At 72.2% G+C, this 19,180-nt stretch carries 13 protein-coding genes and 1 pseudogene; 5 read left to right on the top strand and 9 right to left on the bottom strand.

Annotated features, from left to right (window positions below; translation table 11 throughout):
* Positions 1-403: 403 nt before the first annotated feature.
* The 4 genes from ACZ6KF_RS16825 to ACZ6KF_RS16810 all read right to left on the bottom strand — a co-directional run bounded on the left by ACZ6KF_RS16825 (position 404) and on the right by ACZ6KF_RS16810 (position 4,329).
* Complete coding sequence (locus ACZ6KF_RS16825; RefSeq protein WP_469239030.1) at positions 404-1,003, bottom strand: hypothetical protein; 600 nt, start codon at positions 1,001-1,003, stop codon at positions 404-406.
* A 137-nt stretch (positions 1,004-1,140) separates the two neighbouring features.
* Complete coding sequence (locus tag ACZ6KF_RS16820; protein WP_356628738.1) at positions 1,141-2,076, bottom strand: anti-sigma factor RsbA family regulatory protein; 936 nt, start codon at positions 2,074-2,076, stop codon at positions 1,141-1,143.
* On the bottom strand, positions 2,073-2,390 hold the full coding sequence (locus tag ACZ6KF_RS16815) for an STAS domain-containing protein (RefSeq protein ID WP_356628838.1): 318 nt from the start codon (positions 2,388-2,390) through the stop codon (positions 2,073-2,075). The genes ACZ6KF_RS16820 and ACZ6KF_RS16815 overlap by 4 nt, the downstream gene beginning before the upstream one ends.
* Before the next feature lie 550 nt (positions 2,391-2,940).
* Positions 2,941-4,329: an MFS transporter gene (locus ACZ6KF_RS16810; protein ID WP_356628736.1), complete on the bottom strand. Its 1,389-nt coding sequence runs from the start codon at positions 4,327-4,329 to the stop codon at positions 2,941-2,943.
* 97 nt (positions 4,330-4,426) lie between these two features.
* Between ACZ6KF_RS16810 and ACZ6KF_RS16805 the strand changes: the two genes are divergently transcribed.
* On the top strand, positions 4,427-5,005 hold the full coding sequence (locus tag ACZ6KF_RS16805) for a helix-turn-helix domain-containing protein (protein ID WP_469159203.1): 579 nt from the start codon (positions 4,427-4,429) through the stop codon (positions 5,003-5,005).
* Between the two features lie 298 nt (positions 5,006-5,303).
* On the opposite strand, the gene ACZ6KF_RS16800 is transcribed toward ACZ6KF_RS16805, so the two are convergent.
* From ACZ6KF_RS16800 to ACZ6KF_RS16790, 3 genes and pseudogenes are all read right to left on the bottom strand, one after another.
* Positions 5,304-6,950, bottom strand: a complete 1,647-nt coding sequence (locus tag ACZ6KF_RS16800; RefSeq protein ID WP_469239028.1) for a glycoside hydrolase family 27 protein — start codon at positions 6,948-6,950, stop codon at positions 5,304-5,306.
* A gap of 342 nt (positions 6,951-7,292) precedes the next feature.
* A pseudogene (locus ACZ6KF_RS16795) lies at positions 7,293-7,466 on the bottom strand (transcriptional regulator); the annotation flags it as partial.
* An 82-nt stretch (positions 7,467-7,548) separates the two neighbouring features.
* Positions 7,549-8,292 carry a ScbR family autoregulator-binding transcription factor gene (locus ACZ6KF_RS16790; protein WP_356628728.1) on the bottom strand — a complete coding sequence of 248 codons (744 nt, stop codon included), beginning with the start codon at positions 8,290-8,292 and terminating at the stop codon, positions 7,549-7,551.
* A gap of 464 nt (positions 8,293-8,756) precedes the next feature.
* Here ACZ6KF_RS16790 and ACZ6KF_RS16785 point away from each other — a divergent pair, with 464 nt between their 5' ends.
* The gene (locus ACZ6KF_RS16785) at positions 8,757-10,862 is read left to right on the top strand and encodes an acyl-CoA dehydrogenase family protein (protein ID WP_469239026.1); all 2,106 of its coding nucleotides are present in this window, start codon (positions 8,757-8,759) and stop codon (positions 10,860-10,862) included.
* A gap of 38 nt (positions 10,863-10,900) precedes the next feature.
* On the opposite strand, the gene ACZ6KF_RS16780 is transcribed toward ACZ6KF_RS16785, so the two are convergent.
* Entirely contained in the window at positions 10,901-12,088 is a 1,188-nt protein-coding gene (locus ACZ6KF_RS16780) for a PP2C family protein-serine/threonine phosphatase (RefSeq protein WP_356628724.1), read from the bottom strand.
* A 374-nt stretch (positions 12,089-12,462) separates the two neighbouring features.
* Between ACZ6KF_RS16780 and ACZ6KF_RS16775 the strand changes: the two genes are divergently transcribed.
* The 3 genes from ACZ6KF_RS16775 (at position 12,463) to ACZ6KF_RS16765 (ending at position 17,334) form a co-directional block, all read left to right on the top strand.
* The gene (locus ACZ6KF_RS16775) at positions 12,463-16,572 is read left to right on the top strand and encodes a SpoIIE family protein phosphatase (RefSeq protein WP_469239024.1); all 4,110 of its coding nucleotides are present in this window, start codon (positions 12,463-12,465) and stop codon (positions 16,570-16,572) included.
* On the top strand, positions 16,569-16,874 hold the full coding sequence (locus ACZ6KF_RS16770) for an STAS domain-containing protein (RefSeq protein ID WP_356628720.1): 306 nt from the start codon (positions 16,569-16,571) through the stop codon (positions 16,872-16,874). Before ACZ6KF_RS16775 ends, ACZ6KF_RS16770 begins: the two co-directional genes overlap by 4 nt.
* 61 nt (positions 16,875-16,935) lie before the next feature.
* The gene (locus ACZ6KF_RS16765; RefSeq protein ID WP_469159207.1) at positions 16,936-17,334 is read left to right on the top strand and encodes an STAS domain-containing protein; all 399 of its coding nucleotides are present in this window, start codon (positions 16,936-16,938) and stop codon (positions 17,332-17,334) included.
* A 562-nt stretch (positions 17,335-17,896) separates the two neighbouring features.
* Here ACZ6KF_RS16765 and ACZ6KF_RS16760 read toward each other — a convergent pair.
* Positions 17,897-18,802: an MBL fold metallo-hydrolase gene (locus tag ACZ6KF_RS16760; RefSeq protein WP_469159208.1), complete on the bottom strand. Its 906-nt coding sequence runs from the start codon at positions 18,800-18,802 to the stop codon at positions 17,897-17,899.
* Positions 18,803-19,180: the final 378 nt, after the last annotated feature.

Genomic DNA, 19,180 nt, shown 5'->3' with positions numbered 1-19,180 from the left:
CTCTCCCACTGTTGTATCGAGGTGCGTGTGCTCATCGCGAGCGTGATCGAAGCGCCCGCCGGAAGCCAGGTACCCGGGAAGGGACCGAACACCCCGGTCGAGGCGGAAGTCGTCAGGGCGTGAACGGGGTGGCGATCGAGAGTGCGGATGCCGTCGCCCCCCTGTTCAACGCCGGCAGATCGGCCGGCGTGAACGATCTGGTCGCCAACGCGCTCGGCAGTCCGACCGGCCGGGCTCCGGTGCCTGCCGGCCTCCGGTGCGGGCCGGGCTGCGTGCGCAGGCGCGGGGCGGTGCGGTGCGCAACAGCGCCCTGCCCGGTTCGGCCGTCTCCGGGCGCCATGACGGACCCCTCACCCCGTCCCGTGCCCCGATCGCTGACCGGTGGAGCCCGCGGGCCGGGTCGTCAGTGCGGTATCGGCAGGGCAGGAAGCCGCTGGTACGCGGACCGGCCCCGGTTGAGCACGGAGATCGCCGCGGCGGTCATCCAGGGCACGCTCGGACCGGCCAGCCGCATCGGCTCCCACTGCGCGTATTCGGTGAACAGCGCCCACTGTTCGAGCACGGGAAGGAAACCGACGACCTCGTGGTGCCGCAGCGACACCCAGCGATTCTCGGCCGCCACGTGCAGCAGCATGCGACGGTCGGTGAGGATCGCGCGGCAGGGGGAGAGGTCGCGCCACTGCGGCTGAGCCATCGCCTGGGCCCGGTTGCGGGCGCTGCTGTTGGCGACCGCGTCGCCGACCAGTCCGGCGGCGACGAACAGAGGGGATCCGAAGTAGAAACCCGAGCGCTCGGTGTAGGTGACGTTCGTGCCGTAGAAGCGCGCGTAGTGCGCCGACACGTCGCCGTACGCGATCTCACCCGCTTCCAGCAGGACGCCCGGCGTGGGCACCGGGACCAGTTCTCCTCCGTTGCTCAGGTGCCGGTGCAGTGAACAGACGGCCTCCCAGCCCTGCTTGTACAGGGCACGCAGATGATCGTCGGCTGAACTGTGATGCGGCAACGCCTCTCGCCCCCCATGCGCGACGCGGAACCGGTGGAATTCCGCAGCCCCTCATCATGCCAAACGAGGACGGAGGCTCGTCGGCCTTGCCGGGGGGCGTATCGCTGCGGTCGGCGACTGGTGCCGGTCGGTGCCCGTCACGTACTGAGGTAGAGACGGACGGTCGTGCCGTCGTCGCCGGTGTGTACGCGCACCAGATCGGCCACGTAGTGGACCAGCATCAGGCCACGGCCGCCGAGCTGGCCGGGTTCCGGAGGGCGGCGCCCGGCCAGGGGATCGGTCAGCCGGCCCGCGTCTCGGACCTCGATGACCACCTGACCGTGCTCCGCCCAGACGGCCAGCGTGCCCCGGCCGCCGCCGTGCACCACGCTGTTGGTCGTCAGCTCCGCGACCGCCAGTTCCGCGTCCATGAGCCGCTCCCCCGCCAGCCCCAGCCGCGTGGCGCTGCCGACGGCGAAACCGCGGACCTCCGGCAAGTCCGCAGCTTCGTAGCGGAAGACCGCGGCATCCGCGGCGGCGGGCGGCAGTGCCTGGTTGTAGCGGGAGACGACGGCTTCCCAGTCGTAGACGTCGCTGGGCTCCTCACGGCCCTCGCCGTCGATGACGGTGGGGTGGGTGATGCGCGCGTCCGCGATCACCTGCGGATCCAGCCGCGTCTCGTCGTACGGACACAGGATCGTCACCGCGCGGTCTTCGAAGGCGGCGTTGATCAGCGCCTCGTGCTGCGCACACGCCGGGTACTCCACGGCGCTGCGCCCGGCCCAGATCGGCTCACCGATGATCCGTACCCGCCCCCCTCGATGGGCGTCGGCGAAGCCGCGCAGCACCTTGGGGATGATCCGTCCCGGGTTGCGGCCGACCTCGGTCATGTCCAGGAACACGATGCCGTCGGCGTCCGCGCCGAGTCCGCTCCGGATCAGTTCCAGATTGGGGCCGGGCACCGCGACGGCCATCGGCTCGCCGTTCGCCAGACCTTCCTCCAGGAAGGCGACCGTCCGCTGCGTGTACTCGTCCGCGGTGCGGTAGAAGAGGGCGGGGTGCACGAACGTGTTCGAGGCGTCCAGCGTGCTCATCGCGGAGCCACCTCGATCCGGTTCTGTCCCGGCCAGAACATGTCCAGCAGGCGTGGCAACTGGGGCGGGGGATGTTCGACCACGACCCGTCCGTCGGGCAGGTTCATGGCAGTGAGCGCCAGCGCGGTCACCCCGGCCACGTCGACGAAGGCCACGTCCGACAGCTCCACGTAGGACACGCCCGCATGCCGCCGGGCCAGCTCGCCGAGGGCGTGCTCCCAGGACGGGCGCGTGAGCGCACTGATCTCACCATGGGCACGTATCCCTGAACGACCGGACAACGGCCTCACCTCCAACGCGGCCCTCCCGGGCATTGCCGACCCGGTCTCACCCACCGCATGTGGCCCGTCCACGCTCGGTCTCCTTCACCATCCGGCGGCCGCCGACTGCCGGCCGCCCTCGGCGCAGCACGGGAAGTCCTTCCCGATCTGTCAGCCTATCGCGGCCCGCCGCTCGCCCGACCCGCCCCGCGGCCAGGGACGCTCACGGGACTCCCTCCGCGCTTCGCGGATTTGCACTGGACGGCTCTGTGCCCCAGCGGCGGTCAACGGAGCGATCAGGCGACCACCACGGTGAGCGGTGGCACGGCCACCGCCAGGGGGCACGGGCAGCCTGCCCGCACTGCGGTGCGGGCAGGCTGCCTGTCGGGCGGCGACCCGCCGCGGCGTGGCACCGTTCCGTCCCGGTCAGACCTGGTCGATCGTCCGTGCACATGCCGTTCCGAGGGCGGTCGTGGCCGCCGTCCGCCCGCCACGCCGGAGGCGGCGACATCGTCGATGCCGCCGCCGTCCTGCCCGCCGAGCGGTCCGCCACGGCTCTGCTGCTTGCGCGCGAGCCGAGTCGGGACGGCGCGCAAGTCGTCGATCAGGCCGCCGGTCGTGCGGCGCGCGCCACGACGAGAAGGAACAGTCCGCAGCCTGCGACGAGAAGCCATCCGGGCTGCGCCGCGGCGGCGAGGGTGGCGGGACCGGCGCCCGCGACCAGTCCTCCGGCGACGGCGATGCCGACCGCCGCGCCGACCTGGCGCGCGGTGGAGGTGATCGCACCTGCCACACCGGCCCGTGACGGCGGCAGGCCGCCGACCGCGGTGTTGGTGAGGGGGGCGTTGGCGAAGCCGAACCCGACGCCGATCAGCAGGTGGGCAAGGAGGATCAGCGACACGCTCGCGTCCTGGCCCGGGCCGGCCAGGCACAGACCGCCGGCCGTGGTGAACCCGCCCGCGAGGATCAGCGGACGCCGCGGACCGTGGCGTCCTGTCAGGGCGCCGGACCAGGGCGCGCACAGGATGGCCCCGAGCGCCATGGGGAGGGTCGCAGCGCCGCTTTCGAGCGGCGTCCAGCCGCGGGAGTGCTGGAGGTAGAGGGTGTTGAGCAGCAGGCTCACGTTCAGCGCGACGAACACCGCCATGGCGCCGAGCACCGCCGTCGCGAACGGCGGCCGGCGAAAGAGCGCGAGGTCCATCAAGGGTTCGCTCCTGCGCAGTTCGATTCGGACGAATGCGGCCGCCGCCGCCGTGGTCAGGGCGTAGCCCGTGACGGCCGCGGGCGAGGCCCAGCCGATGCGGGGGCCCTCGATGAGAAGGCCGACGACCAGGCCGAGGACCACGGTGAGGAGCACCTGCCCGGGCAGATCGAGTCGCCGAGCACGCTCTGCCCGCGACTCCGGCACGAACACCGCGACCAGCACGAGGACGGCGAGGACGAGCGGCACGTTGATCCAGAACACCGCACGCCAGCCGAACGCGGCGATCAGCGCCCCGCCGGTGACCGGGCCCACCGCCATGCTGAGACCGAAGACCGACGCCCACACGCCGATCGCCCGGGCGCGTTCCCGTGGATCGGGCATCGCGTTCACCACGATCGCCAGGGCGACGGGGCTCAGCATCGAGGCCCCGACCCCCTGGACGGCCCGGGCCGCGACCAGCAGGCCGAGCGACGGGGCGAGGGCGCACGCGAGCGAGGCCAGGCCGAAGACGAGCAGTCCGCACCGGAAGACACGGCGGCGTCCGAAGCGGTCGGCGAGGGCTCCGGAGACGATGAGGAGGGCGGCCAGGACCACGGTGTAGGCGTCGACGACCCACTCCAGACCGCGGGTGTCCACGTCGAGGCTCCGCCCCATTTCGGGCAGGGCCACGTTGACGATGGTGGTGTCCACCCCCACCAGGAACATGCTCAGCGCGCAGACGGCCAGCACCGTCCAGCGCCGGCGCCTGCCCGGCGGAGAGGACGGGGCAGTCAAGGATGTCGTGGTCACGGGAGGTTCCCCTTCGGTACGGGATCTGCTGCCGCCCAGACTCGGGCCGAGGCAGACACCGTGACCAGGAACTTTGCGGAGACCGCAAAATGCTTCCATGGACGGCGAACTCGAAGAACTCCTCAACGGCATCGGGCCCCGGCTGCGGACCCTGCGCCGCGACCGCGGGCTCACCCTGGACAGCCTCGCGGAGGACACCGGCATCTCCATCAGCACCTTGTCGCGCCTGGAGTCGGGGCGACGGCGCCCGACGCTCGACCTGCTCATCCCGCTCGCCCGCGCCCACCGTGTCGCCCTGGACCAGCTGGTGGCGGCTCCGGCCACCGGTGATCCACGGGTCCATCTGAAGCCGCAGAGCCGGGGACGCGGGAGCGTCCTGGTGCCCCTGACCCAGTACCCGGGCCGGATCCAGGTCTTCAAGCAGGTGCTCAAGTACCGGGAACCCAGACTGGTGACCCACTCCGGCTACGAATGGCTCTACGTGCTCGCCGGCGAACTGCGCCTCATCCTCGGGGAACGCGAAGTCGTCCTCCGCCCCGGCGAGGTCGCCGAGTTCGACACCGGCGAACCGCACTGGTTCGGCCCCGCCGGCGCCGAAGCAGTGGAGATCCTGCACCTGTTCGGCCCTCACGGCGACCAGGCCGTCGTCCGCACCGGACCGACAGCGAAGGACTGAGGACACCGCGCGTCGCAACACGGGAAGCGGGCCGACTCCGCGACCGCCGTACCGACCACACCTGGCCCCGCACTGCCTTGCGCGGCGACCTCACCACCACCGAAGCGCCGTCGTGGGCAACGTCTTCTCCTTCATGTCGCGCCACCGCGCGAACACCCGGGCCCGCGGTCGAGGACGGCGGGAACGCCGGCGTGGGTTCAGACCGCAGTCGGTGACCGCCGTCGGCCGGGGACGCACCAGGACGCGAGGGAGCCGGGCTCCGTCCGGTGGTGCCGGACGGAGCCCGGGGTGCGGTGCGTCACGCGCGGGTCCACTTCTGGTTGGCCTGGCCGTTGCAGGTCCACAGGATCAGTGGGGTTCCGTTGGCGGTGCTGGCGCCGTTGGCATCGAGGCAGAGCCCGGCGTGGACGTTGCGGACCGATCCGTCGGCGCCGATGGTCCACTTCTGGTTGTTCTGGCCGTTGCATGGCCAGGTGATGACACGGGTGCCGTTCGCGGTGCCCTGGTTGTCGGCGTCCAGGCACTTGTCGCCGTAGACGCGGATCTCGCCGCCGACCCATGTGGTCCACAGCTGGTTGGCGGCCGTGTGGCAGTCCCAGATCAGCACGGTGGCGCCCGCGGCGGTGGAGGCGTCGTCCACGTCCACGCAGCGGCCGGACGCGCTGCCCCGCAGGCGTGACGTGGTGGCGGTCAGCGGGCTGCCGCCACTCACCCGGAACACGGTGACGCCGTGCGCGGGGACGCTCGCGGAGATCTGCCCTGACGTGCCCGACGTGGCGCCGGTCCACAGATCGGTGAGGGTGAAGGGCCCGCCCGACAGGCCGACCTGGGCGGCCGTCGTGGTGACCGTCGCCGTCGCGGCGCCGCGGTTGAGCAGGCCCACCGCGACGGAACCGTCCGACAGCGGCTTGGCGAACACCTCGGTGGCGCCGTCGTCGCGCACCCTGCGCCCGCCCGCGCCCAGCGGATCCTGGTTCACCGCCAGCAGACGCGGGTTGCGCAGGATCGCGCTGACGTCGGCGGACATGGTGCGGATGTCGTTGCCGGCCATGAGCGGGGCGCCCAGCAGCGCCCAGAGGGAGAAGTGGGAGCGGGACTCGGTCATCGACAGCCCGGGACGGCCGACGACCAGCATGTCGGGGTCGTTCCAGTGTCCCGGGCCCGACTGCGCGGCCAGCGGCGCGGTGACGTCCAGGACGTTGCCGACGCCCATCGGGTAGCTGTTGGTGTTGCCGTTCTGCCAGATGTCGAGCAGGTCCTCGGTCGTGCGCCACAGGTCGGCGACCTCGCCCCAGTTGTACGTGGCGCCGGTGGGGGCGTGCAGGCTGTTGGGGTTGATGCTGTAGACGATGGGTCGGCCGGTGGCGCGCAGGGCGTCGCGCATGAGGGTGAACCGCGCGACCTGCTCGTCGCGGGTGCCGCTCGGAGAGCACCAGTCGTACTTGAGGTAGTCGACGCCCCACGACGCGAAGGTCGCGGCGTCCTGGGCTTCGTGGCCCCTGCTGCCCGTGGCTCCCGGGTAGGTTCCCACGGCCTGCGCGCAGGTGCGCTCGCCGGGCGCCTGGTAGATGCCGAACTTGAGGCCCTTGCCGTGGATGTAGTCCCCGAGCGCCTTCATCCCGCTCGGGAACTTGGCCGGGTCGGCCCGGAGGTTGCCCTGGGCGTCACGCTGCGGGTGGAACCAGCAGTCGTCGACCACGACGTACTGGTAGCCGGCGTCCCGCATGCCCGAGGACACCATCGCGTCGGCAGCCTGGCGGACCTGGGCCTCGGTGATCCCGCACCCGAAGCTGTTCCAGCTGTTCCACCCCAGGGGCGGGGTGAGCGCCGGACTGCCCGGCGCGGCCGCGGCGCCGGACTGGGCCGAGGCCGCCACGGACGCGGTCACGGTCAGCGCGGCGGCCGCGAGGAGGCGGAGCAGTCGTCCGCCGGATCGTATGGGCACCAGGGGCTCCTTCGGCACGGAATCAGGAGAAGAGGGTGGTTCGAAATTTCGTGCACCATTCGGAATCTCAGAGCGCGCTCCACGGATCCTAAAGAGGCGCCCGGACATGTCAACACCGCCCGGAGGGGCGACCTCGCCAGCCCGTCGGCCGATGCCGGCGCGCATCCGCTCGACCGTTTCGAGGGCCGGCGACAGCCGGGCGCCCGACTTGGGCGGAGCCGGATGGCCGTCGACCCCCACGACCGAAGCCGAACGGCTGCCGCAAGGCCCGTCCCGGCGATGTGCATCCGTCCGGCCGTTCTGGCCGGACGGATGCACATCGCACCGCCTGCCGCGCCCCCTTCAGAGCGCCGTCTCCTCCGTGGCGGAGGTGCCGGCCTCTCGGGTGGCCGCCCAGGAGGCAAGCAGGCACAGCCCTTCGTCGGAAGGCGAGCCGGGACCGGCGGTGCAGATGCCGAGGTCGAGACCGGGCTCGGCCGCCATATCCAGACCCTCGTAGGCGAGGGTCAGCTCACCGGCCATCGCGGGGCCGGCACAGCCCTCGGCCCCCGGTCATCACCGGCGCCACTCTCCTGCGCCTGGCCACCGGCGAGCCGGTTCAGTCCGCAGCGCGGACCTTCCCCCCGGCCGGGAACATGCCCGACCCCTGCGGCGCGCCCCGCTCCTCCCCCTGCACCTCCGCGCGGGCCTGGCGCAGCTTCAGCGCCGCCTCGTACACCCGCGCCCCCCGGTCCGCCGCCGTGTCCAACTGCATCAGCACCGCCGGCACCGCGATGCTCGCCATCAAATGCCGCTGCAGATCCGACACCCGCTCCGGCAGGTCCGCATGACCCGCCATGATCTGCGACAGAACCTGAACCCCCGTGAACGCCCCCACGAACAACCGCGCGGCCGCTTCCACATCGACATGCGGCAGCAACTCACCCCGCGCCTTCGCCCGCCGCAGCACATCCACGTTGTGCTCGATCCACCCACTCATCGGCACCCGGCGGTCCAACCCGTCGTTCGGCGCGCCCTGATCCACCGTCAGACGGATACTCCCCCGCACCACCGGGTCCCCCACCGACAACAGGTGCGCAATCAAAAACGCCTCGTCGAGCCCTTCCTGCAAGACCAGTTCCTGCGGCGGCGGCGCCGGAATCGCCGCAAGCTGCCCCGCCAGCACCGCCTGCGCCAACTCCTCCTTCGACGCAAAATGGAAATACAACGCACCCTTCGTCACATCGGCCCGGTGCAAAATCTCCGAAATCGTCGCCGCCTCATACCCCACCTCAGCAAACACCGCGGCAGCAGCTACAAGGATCGCCCTCCTCGTTCTGATGGCCCGTTCCTGCAGTGCCACGGCCCACACCTCCACGCTTGCCCCGGAACGCCCTGAAAAATAAACCGACAGGTCCGAATCCTGTCATCCCACCCTCCAACGATCAACCACCCCCACCCCACCCCACCGAGCCGCCCCCACGCACAGGCCCACGACCGCCCCGAATCCCGTCGAGCAGATGGTCGTTGTGCGCACGGGCGGCCGAGGCGGTGGTTCGGGTGGCCACCCGGCACGGCGGTGACGCGCTCGGCGTCGAGCCCGTGTCCGCCGGCCCGCCCCGGCCGACCGCCACCTCGCGGTCCGACGGGCGGACACCGGAGGGAAGGCAGGATTCCGCTCGCGAACCGCTCGGAAACTCCTCGAGAATCAGGCCGACCGCCAATACGGACCTGCTTTTAATGGGCTTGATAAGAAAACCGGTACGTCCGTATCTTCTGGCCGGTCTTTGCACATCCACTGGATCTGCGACAACGGGGAGAGGGTTCATGACCCTTCTGACGACCCAGCACGGCACGCATCCCTCATCCGACGGGCCGCCCCCGGGGCCACAGCCCGGCGCCGCCACGACCGCCCCGGCGGACACAGCCGCCACCGCGTACAAGACGAGCAGCGCCGGGCCCGCAGGCGCAGCGGACTCGGCCGTGCAGGCGAGCACTGCGGACAGAGCCACGGCAGCAGGCCGGACACGGACGCCCGGCCGGACCGACACGCACACCGCGGGCACGGCCGACAGCACGGGTGCCACCCGCCCGGCCGGCCCCGCCCGCCCCTCGTCGGCCCCCGCCCGCGCGGAGGACTGGCGGGAAGGCGACCCACTGCCGGGCCCCGACCTGAGCATCGCCCGTGAACTCACCCGCGTCCTCTTCGGCGACGACGCCGAACGCGAACGCCTGCACACCCCCTGGCAGAACCTCATCGCCGAGGAAGCGTTCCGGCACGACCCCCGCCTCACCCCCGCCGAGCACACCGCCCACGCCTACCAGCGGCTCCGCCTGATCAACGACACCCTCGACGACCCCGAAGACCTCGCCCGCGACCCCGCCCTGCTCGCCTCACTCCACGAATGGACCGCCATCCTCAACGGCGGCGGCGCCCTGTGCACCGTCGCCTCCATCCACTACAACCTCTTCCTCGGCAGCCTCCTCGATCACGACCACGCCCACCGCGACCTCACCGACTACACCACCCTGCGCCGCATCGGCACGTTCCTGTGCACCGAGGCCGACCACGGCAACGATGCCGCCCACCTGGAAACCACCGCCCGCCTCGACCGCCGCACCGGCGACTTCGTCCTCCACACCCCCCACCCCGGCGCACAGAAGTTCATGCCCAACACCAGCCTCGCAGGGGGTCCCAAAACCGCCGTCGTCGCGGCCCGTCTCCACATCGACGACCACGACCACGGCATCTACCTCTTCCTCACCCCCCTCAGCGACGAGAACGGCTACCTCCCCGGCATCCATGTCACCCCTCTCCCCCTACGCCCCGACGCCCCCGTCGACCACTGCCTCACCCGCTTCGACCATGTGCGTCTCCCCCACGACGCCCTCCTCCAGGCGGACCACGGCCGCCTCACCGAGCAGCACTTGCTGACCAGCACCCTCGGCAACCGCCGTAAGCGCTTCCTCACCTCCATCCAGCGCGTCACCACCGGCAAGCTCTGCATGAGCGCCGCCGCCACCGGCGCCACCCGCGCCGCCCTCGCCGTCGCCGTCCGCCACGGCCAAACCCGCCACACCACCGGCGTCAAAGGCCGGCCCGTACCCCTCAACGCCCACCGCGCCCACCACGCGCCCCTCATCACCGCCACCGCCACGGCGTACGCGATGACCCTCCTCCACCGCCACGCCCTCGCCCAATGGCAAGCCCACACCCCTGACACCCGCGACCACGCCGAACACCTCGTCGCCCTCACCAAGGGCTTCACCACCTGGAACGCCCGCACCATCGCCCTCGAATGCCGCGAACGCTGCGGCGCCCACGCCCTTCTCCCCGACCACCCCCTCGCCCACTTCACCCCCTACATCGAGGGCACCATCACCGCCGAAGGCGACAACCAGCTCATCTACACGAAAGCCGCCGCCCAACTCCTCACCCACCACGCCCCCACGCCCCCGCCCCCCACCGACCCCGCCGCCCTCGACCTCACCAACCCCCATCACCTCCGCGACCTCCTCCACCACCTCACCGCCATCTGGCACCGGCGCGCCCACACCGCCCTCCGGACCACCCCCCACCACCGCAACCCCACCGCCCGCTGGAACGCCACCACCACGGCCGCCCTCACCCTCACCCACCTCACGGCCTCCCTCCGCGCCGCGGACGCCCTCCTCGCCGGCCTCCACCGCACGGCGCACGCCCCCACCCGCACGCTCCTCAGCCGCCTGACCGCCCTCTATCTCCTCACGCAACTCACACCGCACACCGGCGATCTCCTCGCCGACCAGCACCTCGCCCCCCACCACGTCCACCGGCTCCCCCACACCACCGACACCCTCACCCACCATCTGGCGCCTCACCTGGCCACGCTCACTCATGCCTACGACCACCCCCAGCGCTACCTGGAGCAAACCCCCGTCAACCACACGTGAGGCGCGAGGCATGCCTCCAGCGGCGAACGGCCGCCGGCTCAGTGGGGTGCATCCGGCTCGTCCGCGTCCCGGCCATTGCCGTGCCAGTCGAGTATCAGCACCGTGGCGTCGTCGCTGAGGTTGCCATGGCACGCGTCGAGCACAGCGGTGGTCAGACTGCGGACGGCCTCTCTCGGGTGCAGCGAGCGGGTGTCCAGGGCGATCGAGGCCAGGTCGACGGCCGCGGCGCCGCGCTCCTGCATCCCGTCGGTGAGCAGGATCAGGCGGTCTCCGGGAAGCAGGTGCAGTTGCTGTACGCGGTAGGAGGTGGGCGCCGCCACGCCGAAGGGCAGATTGACCGCGAGTCTTATCTCCTCGACCGAGCCGTCGCGCAGCCGAAGGGGCCGCGGATGTCCGGCGTTGACCAGTTCGCAGAGCCCTGTTCCGAGCTTGACGCACAGCAGTTGCCCGGTGGCCAGGCCCCGGCTGTGCGCCAACAGGGCCTGGTGGGCGTGGTGAGCCTGCTTGAGCGCGTCGCACCCGCTGCGGCGCGCCCTGCGCAACGCGCCGACGAGCAGGGTGGCCAGCAGAGCCGAGTTCGTGTCATGGCCCATGGCGTCGGTGATGGACAGGTGCAGCGTGTCCCGGTCGAGGGTGTAGTCGTAGGTGTCGCCGCCGATGTCGTCGGCCGGGATCAGGCCGGCCGCGAGGGTGAACTGGGCCGCCTCGCAGCAGGGGGACGAGGGAAGCAGCTGGTGCTGGATCTCGGCGGCCAGGCTGGTCTCGGTGGTGCGCCGGCCCAGGTGGTACAGGTCGGTGAAGCGGCGGTCCGTGACGATGATGTACGCCAGAGCGTGTGCGGCCTCGCGCACCTGACGGAGCACGGTGTCGTCGAGGGACTGCAGGGACACCTCCAGAACGCCGATGCAGTCGCCCCGGTTGGTGACCGGCGTGATGACGCGCCATCCGCCCTGCTCTTCAGGTTCCACGTGCTGGCGCTGACTGCGCAGAACGCTGTCGTAGACGCTGTCCCGCAGCTCGATCGGCCCGGAGTCGTCCGCGGCGTCGCCGCTGACCGCGGCGAGGCGCACCAGCCGCCGGCCGATGAGGTCGGCGAACAGGAAGGACACGCGCGCCGCACCGAACCGCTTCTGCAGGTCCCGTGCCACCACGTCGACGGACTCACCCGGCGGCGCCGCCTCCGCGGCGGCCAGCAGCTGACCCAGTTCCAGATCTCCACCCTGCACAGCGACCTCCCATCGACTGGCGCACCTTCTTCCCCGAGTCTCGGCAGCATCACCCCGACGGCCGTAGTGCCTGGTCAGTACGCTGGAGCAGGCATGGACCCGGGCGTGCCGGGCGGCGTCCGGGGAAGCGGGACGCCCGATGCCCAGGGTCGTCGGCGGCGTCGCCGGGGACGGTGAAATGCCGGGGCGGTTTCCGGCGTCGGACGGCGGATCCGGGGCAGAGACAGGCAAAGGCGCATGGCCGCGGGACGGCCGTGCGGCTCGCTGGGCACGGGGACGGCCACCGGGGTGGGCCGGAACGAGGGGACAGGTGTCGCGTGGAGTGTTCGGGCGGGGATGAGCGAGGGCCGCTGCCCGCTTCGGCCGACGGTGACGTGTTCGCCGCCGACCGGGAGGTGGGCCGTGATCTCGCGCGCGTGGACTGGGACGCCACTCCCCTCGGCCGACCGCGGGAGTGGCCGCAGAGCCTGCAGACGGCCGTCAGCATCCTGCTGTCCTCCCGGTTTCCCATGTGGATGGCCTGGGGCGAGCAGCTGACGTTCTTCTGCAACGCCGCCTACCGGCGCGACACCCTCGGCCGCAAGTACCCGTGGGCGCTGGGACGCCCGGCGAACGAGGTGTGGGCGGAGATCTGGGACGACATCGGCCCGCGCATCGAAGCGGTCCTCGGCACGGGCGAGGCCACCTGGGACGAGGGCCTGCTGCTGTTCCTGGAGCGGTCCGGCTACAGCGAGGAGACGTACCACACCTTCTCCTACAGCCCGCTGCGGGACGACACCGGTGACGTCGTGGGCATGCTGTGCGTGGTCAGCGAGGACACCGAACGGGTGATCGGCGAGCGGCGGATGGCCACGCTGCGGGACCTGGGGTCGGACCCGAGCGTGATCCGCACGGAGGAGGAGGTGCTGGCCTTCGCCGACCGGCAGCTGGCCGGGAACCGGCAGGACCTGCCGTTCACCCTCACCTATCTGTTCGACGGCGACGTCGCCCGGCTGTCCGGTGCGGCCGGTATCACGCCGGGCCATCCGGCCGCACCGGCCGAGCTGGAACTCGGCGACCCCGGCTCCCTGTGGCCGGCCGCGGCCCTGGCCGGGGGCGAGACGGCCCTCGTGCCCCTGACTGCTGACCGCTTCACCGGTCTGCCCTGTGGGGACTGGCCCCGGCCGCCCGAGCAGGCCCTGGTGGTCCCCCTGCTGCAGCAGGGCAGCGCCCCTTACGGCTTCCTCGTCGCGGCGCTCAACCGGTACCGGGTCCTGGACGACAGTTACCGGGGGTTCGTCGAGCTCACGGCGGGACACATCGCCTCCGGCCTCGGCAGCGCCCGGAGCTACCAGGCGCAGCAGCGGCGGGCCGAGGAGCTGACGGAACTGGACCGGGCCAAGACCGCCTTCTTCTCCAACATCAGTCACGAGTTCCGCACCCCGCTGACGTTGATCATGGGGCCCGTGGAGGAGCTGCGCGGCCGGTTCGCCGACGGACCGGAGCCCGTGCGGCGGGAACTCGACGTCATCCACCGCAACGGGTTGCGCCTGGGCAAGCTGGTCAACACGCTGCTGGACTTCTCCCGCATCGAGGCGGGGCGCATGCAGGCCCGCTACGAGCCGGTGGATCTCGCGGTGGTCACCGCGGAGCTGGCCAGCGTCTTCCGGTCCGCCGTGGAACGTGCCGGGCTGGCCTTCGACGTGGACTGCGAGCCTCTGGACGAGCCGGTGTACGTCGACCGCGGCATGTGGGAGAAGGTGGTCCTCAATCTGCTGAGCAACGCGCTGAAGTTCACCTTCGACGGTTCGATCCGCGTCGGTGTGCGCCGGGAGGGTTCCTACGCCGAGGTCGTCGTCGCCGACAGCGGGGTCGGTGTGCCGGAGGCGGAGATGCCGCGGCTGTTCGAGCGGTTCCACCGCATCGCCGACGCCCGCTCCCGCTCCAACGAGGGCAGCGGCATCGGGCTGGCTCTGGTGCGGGAGCTGGTGGGTCTGCACGGCGGGGTGATCACCGCCGCGAGCAAGGAAGGGGAAGGCAGCGTCTTCACCGTCCGGCTGCCGTTCGGAACCTCTCATCTGCCTCCGGAGTACGTGGTGTCCCGGACGGGCGGCACCGCGGCCTCCGTCACCGTAGAGCCCTACGTGGAGGAGGCCCTGCGCTGGCTGCCGGCGGGTGACGCCGAGGCGGGCGCCCCGGCACGCACCGACGTGCACGCCGCCGTGTCCGGTCCGGGACCCGCCGCCGGCACCCGGGTGCTGGTGGCCGACGACAACGCCGACATGCGCGAGTACCTCGCCCGCCTCCTGACGTCCTCGGGATACGAGGTCACCGCCGTCACCGACGGAGTCGCGGCCCTCCGCTCGATCCGCCGTGAGACTCCCGACCTGGTCGTCAGCGACGTGATGATGCCGGGGCTGGACGGACTGGAACTGGTGGCACGGCTGCGCGGCGATGCGCGTACCGCGTCGGTGCCGGTGCTGCTGCTGTCGGCCCGGGCCGGGCAGGAGGCGTCGATCGAGGGCTTGCACGCGGGCGCCGACGACTACCTGGTCAAACCCTTCGCCGCCGCCGAGTTCCTGGCACGGGTGCGGGTGAACGTCGAACTGGCAAGGCTGCGCACCCATCACCTCCGCTGGCGGACGGCGCTGATCGACTCCCTCCAGGAGGCGTTCTTCGTCTGCGACGAGTCGGGGTCCGTCGTGGAGGTCAACTCCGCCTTCACCGACATCCTCGGCTACGGCCCCGAGGACCTTCCGTACGCGCCGGTCCACCCGTGGTGGCCGGACGCGGCCGACGACCCCGAGGCGCGCCGCCTTGCCGACGACGCCTTCGCCGGGCTGATGGAGCGTCCGCGGGGCTCGGCCACCGTGCCCGTCACCCACCGCGACGGGCATCGTCTCTGGGTGGCCGTCACCCACACCTGGGCGCAGGACCCCGACACCGGGCGCCGGGTCGCCGTCGGCACCTTCCGCGACGTGACCGCCGAGCACTACGCCGTCCAGCGGGAGACGGCGCTGGGCGCACTGAGCACAGCCCTGTCGAGGTCGGCCAGTGTGTCCGAGGCGCTGTCCGGCGCCCTCGCCGAGCTGAAGACCCTGTGGCACGCGCGGCGCGTGGTGGCCGCCGTCTTCGCCCACGGCGGCGTACCGGTCCTCACGTCCACGGACGCGGACCTGCGGTGGGAGGAGCTGCCGGCGGAGCGCCGGGAGGCACTGGCGGATCTGCGCGGCCGGACGCTGCTGACCCCGGTGGCCGAGGGAACCGGCGCCGGGGTCCTGCTGGAACACCCCGACGGCCCGTTGGCCCTGTGGATCGATCTGGGCGAGCGCCGGCCCTTCACCTCCGAGGACCGAGTCCTGCTCTCGCTGCTGGCCGGCCACCTCGCGCAGGGGCTGGTGCGGGCGCACCAGATCGACCAGCAGCGCGAGACCGCGATCGCGCTGCAGCGGGCCATCCTGGGTCCGGCCCGGCTCCCCGAGGGGTTCGCGGTGCGGTACGAGCCGGCCACCCGCCCGCTGGAGGTGGGGGGCGACTGGTACGACACCGTCGCGCTTCCGGACGGGCGGATCGGCATCGTGGTGGGCGACTGCGTCGGACGGGGCCTGGAAGCGGCCAGTGTCATGGGACAGCTGCGCAGCGCCTGCCGAGCGCTGATGCTGCAGGACCGCAGCCCGGCGCGGACGCTGATGGCGCTCGACCAGTTCGCCGCGAGCGTGCCGGGCGCGCTGTGCACGACCGTGTTCTGCGGTGTCCTCGATCCCTCGACGGGCGAGCTGACCTATTCCAGCGCAGGTCATCCGCCGGGCGTCCTCGCGCTCCCCGACGGCGCCAACAGGCTGCTGGACGGGGGGCGTTCGCTGCCCCTGGCGGTGCGGCCGGGCGTCCAGCGCCCGGAGGCCGCGTGCGTCCTGCCCGCGCGGGCCACACTCCTGCTGTACACCGACGGGCTCGTCGAGCGGCGTCGGCTCCCGTTGCACGTCGGGATCGACCGGGCCGGCGAGGCCGTGCAGGAGGGCCGCGACGCGTCCGTCGACGACCTCGCCACCAAGGTGATGTCGCGGCTCGCGCCCGCGGGCGGCTACGACGACGACGTGGCGCTGCTGCTCTACCGTCATCCGGCGCCGTTGGAGGTGTCCTTCCCCGCCGAGTCCGCCCAGCTCGCACCGGTCCGCAAGGCGCTGCGCGGCTGGCTCGCCCAGTGCGACCTGCCCACGGAAACCGTGCAGAACGTCCTCGTCGCGGCCGGGGAGGCGTGCGCCAACGCGATCGAGCACGGCCACCGGCACACTCCTGGGGATGCCGTGCACCTGCGTGCCGAGGCGACCGTGGACACTTTGCGCCTGACGGTCGCCGACAGCGGACGATGGAAGGACCCGCAGCCCGGCCTCGCCCCCCATCGCGGCCGGGGCGTGGCCATCATGCGGGCGCTGATGCAGCAGGTCGCCATCACTCCCGGCCCGTGCGGAACCACCGTCGACATGCAGATGAGGATCGCTGGATGACCACTTCGCTCACCCTCGCGCCAGGACGGCGGCCCGACGGCACCGCCCGGCTCGCGGTCAGCGGCGAGATCGACATGAGCAACGCCGCCCTGCTCGCCGAGGCCCTCGACGGCGTTCCCGGTCCCCTCCTCCTGGACCTGACCGCCGTGGAGTACCTGGACAGCGCCGGACTGAGCGTGCTGTTCTCCCACGCCGACCGGCTGGAACTCGTCGTCCCGCCGCTGCTGGAGCCCGTTCTCGCCATTTCCGGTCTCGCCGGACTGGTCGCCGTCCACGGCGTCGACGAGGTGCCGGGACCGTGACCGCCGCCGTGGAGACGACCACGCGCGAGGCCCGGACAACCGCACGGGGAAGGGTGAGCGCGTGACCGGTCTGCTCGGGCTGTCCGTCCGGTACCACGAGGACCGCACCGCGGTCGTCGGCGTCATCGGTGACGTGGACCTGCACACGGCGCGCTCCCTGCGCGCGTACGCCACGAACGCCGTGGGACGGGACGTTCCGCACCTCGTCCTGGATCTGGCGGGAGTGGACTTCGTCGACTCGTCCGGTCTGAGCACGCTCATCGCCCTGCTGCACGCGACGCAGGCGGCGGGCGGTTCGATCCGTCTCGCCGGTGTCCCGGACCGGCTGGCGCGCATGGTGACCATGACCGGCGTCTCCGAGTTGCTGCCCGTCCATGCCACGGTGGCCGACGCTCTGGCCGTCCGGACCGCCGAGGACGCGCCGGACGGCCCCGGCGGCGAACCCGCGGCGTCGGGTTGAGGCGACGCCCGGCAATCCGCAGTCCCGCCGTGCGCGGCGGGTCCCGGTAACGCCGTGTGGATTGCGCGGGAGGGACTGACGGCCGGCTGGGTACTGGACCGGCGCGCCGGCTCCGCACGTCCCCCCTTCACGTCGTGCACGACCGCGTCGGCCCCGTCGCGGTGCGCAGCCTGGGGACGTCTCCCCTGGACGACGGGGAGCCTGCGGCCGGCCACCACGTCCGCACATCGCGGGGCACCCGGTGGACGGGGCCGCTCCTCACGAGCGCCGCCGCACCCTTCCACCCCCATGCGGCAGACGAGCGGGCGACGGCCCACGCCGTCATCGCCGCCGTGTCCTGACCGCTCGCCGGAGCGCCGTCACTCGACGGCCGACGCGACGCATGCCGTGCCGTCCGGTCGGCCGAGACCGCGCCGGGCCGCTTCACGGGCGCGGTCTCGGGGGTCCCCGTACTGATGGTCACCATCACGACCGGAAGGGCTTCGACGGTGATGCCCACGGCGGAGGCCGCGCCACGGACGTCGACGAGCCGCTCGTCCCACCCGCACCATGGTGTTCCGGGTCATCCCTCGCCCTGTCCGACGGGACGGTCTGCGCCTCCCGTCACGACGGGCGGGCCGCCCCCTGGCGGGACCACCGCCCGCTGACCGTGGCGGCAGTGCACGATCCGGTCGGCGAGTCCGGCCCGGTCGGCCTCGGCGAGGAAGTCGTCGAGCGGCGAGCGGAAGACGGTGTAGTCGCCGTAGTGCACCGGCAGGATCAGCCGCGGGTCCAGACGGCGGGCGAGGTCCGCCCCCTGCCGCCCGTCCATGGTCACGACGAAGCCGCCGGGCAGCCTCGTGCCGCCCAGGTGCAGCACGGCCAGGTCCGGCACGGGGCAGCGGCGGGCGATCTCCTCCAGGCCGTCGAAGAGCAGGGTGTCTCCGGAGATGTAGAGGCGGTGCCGCGGGGGTCCGTCGACCGGGCCGAACTCCAGCAGGCTGCCCATCACCGGTGGCAGGAGCCGCCGGAGGGCCGGGTGGCCGGCGTGGCGACCCGGCAGTGCGGTGACCCGGACCTGTGTGCCCGTGCGCCGGACGGTCTCCTCCTGCCAGGTGCGCAACCCCACGGCCCGGTGGAACCCGTGCACGCCCTGCAGCCGCCGGGAGGCGTGCGGGGTGGTGAGAACGGGCAACGAGCGGGGCAGATGGCGCCTGGCACGCCGGTCCCAGTGGTCGCCGTGCAGGTGGGACAGGAGCACGGCGTCGAGTGAAGGCAGGTCGCGCGGGTCGAGGGCGGGCTCGGTGAGACGCCGGCTGACCAGTCCGTAGCCGAGGTGGGCGTACTGCCCGCGGTGGAGGAAGTTCGGGTCGGTGAGCAGAGTCAGTTCACGGTACCGCAGCAGCAGGGTGGCGTTGCCGATGAAGTGGATGTGCAGGGAGTCGTCGAGGGACGGATCCATGGACGTGATCCCCTCCGAAGCGGTCATGACCTCGTTCGGACCCGATGGCCCCGGTCCTCTGCGGAGTACCCCTCGGCCGGCCGCTCACCCGTGGGCCGGGCTCTCGCGGGCCCCCTCACCTGCCCGGTCACCGCTGCCACGGGGCGAGGGCGAGTCCGCCCCCGTGCCGCCCTTCGAGCCGCCCTTCGAGCCGCCCTTCGAGCCGCCGCGGCACGGTCGCCTCTTCCGCCAGGGGGGTGCCGGGCGGGTGGGCGACCGCCCTGGCGGCCCTCCGTGCGACGTCTGGAGCAGGGGGCGTGCACGTCGCGCGCGAAGGCGACGGGGTGCTTCCGCGTGCGCCCCCGATACGGCGCGAAACGGCTGGACAGTGAGGTCCGGGCCTCACATGATCGAGGTTGCCCGATC

The organism is Streptomyces sp. NPDC046379 (assembly GCF_055587785.1).
Note: the sequence above shows the minus strand (reverse complement) of the source record. Positions and strands in the feature narration are given on the sequence as shown.